The sequence below is a fragment of the Corynebacterium sp. MSK044 genome (assembly GCF_030232825.1).
Lineage (GTDB): Bacteria > Actinomycetota > Actinomycetes > Mycobacteriales > Mycobacteriaceae > Corynebacterium.
Genome location: NZ_JASPJJ010000041.1, coordinates 1 through 2,989, shown reverse-complemented (window position 1 = coordinate 2,989; position 2,989 = coordinate 1). Strand labels below are relative to the sequence as shown.

At 53.6% G+C, this 2,989-nt stretch carries 2 rRNA genes; both read left to right on the top strand.

Annotated features, from left to right (window positions below):
* Nucleotides 1-352: 352 nt before the first annotated feature.
* A 16S ribosomal RNA gene (locus QP994_RS10950) occupies nt 353-1,869 on the top strand.
* 421 nt (nt 1,870-2,290) lie between these two features.
* A 23S ribosomal RNA gene (locus QP994_RS10945) occupies nt 2,291-2,989 on the top strand; the annotation flags it as partial.

Below are 2,989 nucleotides of genomic sequence, written 5' to 3'. Positions count from 1 at the left end.
GTGTGCGTGTGTTGTGTGAGAACTCGATAGTGTGCCAATGATTTTTTGTTTGGTTGGTTTGTGACTGTTTACTCCGTTTTGGGGTGTGTGCTGGTCGATGCTGTTTGAACCATTGATGGAATGGTGTCGTCTGGTTGGTCGCATGGCTGATTAGATGTTTTTGTTGTTGTCTTTTTTCCTCGTCGATTGGGGCAGCAACGTTGGATGAACCTTTTTGGTTTGTCGAGTAATTTTTGGATGTGCCAGGCCAGCATCTTTTGTGTGGTGTTGGTGTGGTTTGTTTTGGTTAGGTTTTGGGCTTTTCACGGCTCGGTAATCTTTTACTGATTGATGCTCACGTTTGTGGGTGTTTTTTGTGGAGAGTTTGATCCTGGCTCAGGATGAACGCTGGCGGCGTGCTTAACACATGCAAGTCGAACGGAAAGGCCAGTGCTTGCACTGGTACTCGAGTGGCGAACGGGTGAGTAACACGTGGGTGATCTGCCCTGCACTTCGGGATAAGCCTGGGAAACTGGGTCTAATACCGGATAGGACCATCGTTTAGTGTCGGTGGTGGAAAGTTTTTTCGGTGTGGGATGAGCTCGCGGCCTATCAGCTTGTTGGTGGGGTAATGGCCTACCAAGGCGTCGACGGGTAGCCGGCCTGAGAGGGTGTACGGCCACATTGGGACTGAGATACGGCCCAGACTCCTACGGGAGGCAGCAGTGGGGAATATTGCACAATGGGCGCAAGCCTGATGCAGCGACGCCGCGTGGGGGATGACGGCCTTCGGGTTGTAAACTCCTTTCGTCAGGGACGAAGCGAAAGTGACGGTACCTGGATAAGAAGCACCGGCTAACTACGTGCCAGCAGCCGCGGTAATACGTAGGGTGCGAGCGTTGTCCGGAATTACTGGGCGTAAAGAGCTCGTAGGTGGTTTGTCGCGTCGTTTGTGTAATACCGCAGCTTAACTGCGGGGTTGCAGGCGATACGGGCATAACTTGAGTGCTGTAGGGGAGACTGGAATTCCTGGTGTAGCGGTGGAATGCGCAGATATCAGGAGGAACACCGATGGCGAAGGCAGGTCTCTGGGCAGTAACTGACGCTGAGGAGCGAAAGCATGGGTAGCGAACAGGATTAGATACCCTGGTAGTCCATGCCGTAAACGGTGGGCGCTAGGTGTGAGTCCCTTCCACGGGGTTCGTGCCGTAGCTAACGCATTAAGCGCCCCGCCTGGGGAGTACGGCCGCAAGGCTAAAACTCAAAGGAATTGACGGGGGCCCGCACAAGCGGCGGAGCATGTGGATTAATTCGATGCAACGCGAAGAACCTTACCTGGGCTTGACATACACCGGATTGGGCCAGAGATGGTCTTTCCCTTGTGGCTGGTGTACAGGTGGTGCATGGTTGTCGTCAGCTCGTGTCGTGAGATGTTGGGTTAAGTCCCGCAACGAGCGCAACCCTTGTCTTATGTTGCCAGCATTTGGTTGGGGACTCATGAGAGACTGCCGGGGTTAACTCGGAGGAAGGTGGGGATGACGTCAAATCATCATGCCCCTTATGTCCAGGGCTTCACACATGCTACAATGGTCGGTACAACGCGCAGCTACTCTGTGAGGGGATGCGAATCGCTGAAAGCCGGCCTTAGTTCGGATTGGGGTCTGCAACTCGACCCCATGAAGTCGGAGTCGCTAGTAATCGCAGATCAGCAACGCTGCGGTGAATACGTTCCCGGGCCTTGTACACACCGCCCGTCACGTCATGAAAGTTGGTAACACCCGAAGCCAGTGGCCTAAACTTGTTAGGGAGCTGTCGAAGGTGGGATCGGCGATTGGGACGAAGTCGTAACAAGGTAGCCGTACCGGAAGGTGCGGCTGGATCACCTCCTTTCTAAGGAGCTTTTATTTTGCCCACAGTTGTGGGTGTTAGTGGTTGAGTACCCGAGCGTGGTGCTGCCACTGTTTTGTGAAATATCCAGGTGGACACATACCTGGCTGGCTAGGTGCTAGTCGGGTGGATGGTTGATACAAGCTGTAATTCCAAACGTTTATGAATTGTTGGTGCACTGTTGGGTGTCTGGGGCAGCACATGGTGCCTGCGCATGGAATGTGTGTGGGTGGTTGTTCCTGTTTGTGACTCACTGTTTGCTGATCACTGTTTGTGTGGTTGGTGGTGGTGGGTGTGGTGTGTGAGAACTGTATAGTGGACGCGAGCATCTTTCTTCTTTGAAGAATATTTTTTGTGTGAGTATGTGTTGTGTATCCGGGCACATGCCTTTGCTGCCGTTGTGTGGTGGGGGTGTGTGTTGTTGTGTTTGTTACTGAAGGGCGCATGGTGGATGCCTTGGCATGCTGAGCCGATGAAGGACGTGTGAGACTGCGTTATGCCTCGGGGAGTTGTCAACAAAGCGTTGATCCGAGGGTGTCCGAATGGGGAAACCTGGCCACAGTTGTGTGTGGTCACCTGCTGGTGAATTCATAGCCGGTTGGGAGGTGACGTCGGGAAGTGAAACATCTCAGTACCGACAGGAGAGGAAAATAATAATGATTCTGCTAGTAGCGGCGAGCGAACGTGGATGAGGCTAAACCGTGTGCGTGTGATACCTGGCAGGGGTTGCGTGTGCGGTGTTGTGGGGTGCGGTTGTGGTGTTCTGCCAGACACCGGTGCGCATGATTGTGTTAGCGGAAGTGGCCTGGGATGGTCTACCGGAGTGGGTGAGAGTCCCGTACGTGAAGACATAGTGGTGTGTGCTTGATTGTGTCCCCGAGTAGCAGCGGGCTCGTGGAATCTGCTGTGAATCTGCCGGGACCACCCGGTAAGCCTAAATACTCAGTGTGACCGATAGTGGATAAGTACCGTGAGGGAATGGTGAAAAGTACCCCGGAAGGGGAGTGAAATAGTTCCTGAAACTGTGTGCCTACAATCCGTCAGAGCACCTCGATGTGTGTGATGGCGTGCCTTTTGAAGAATGAGCCTGCGAGTCAGCGGCATGTCGCGAGGTTAACCCGTG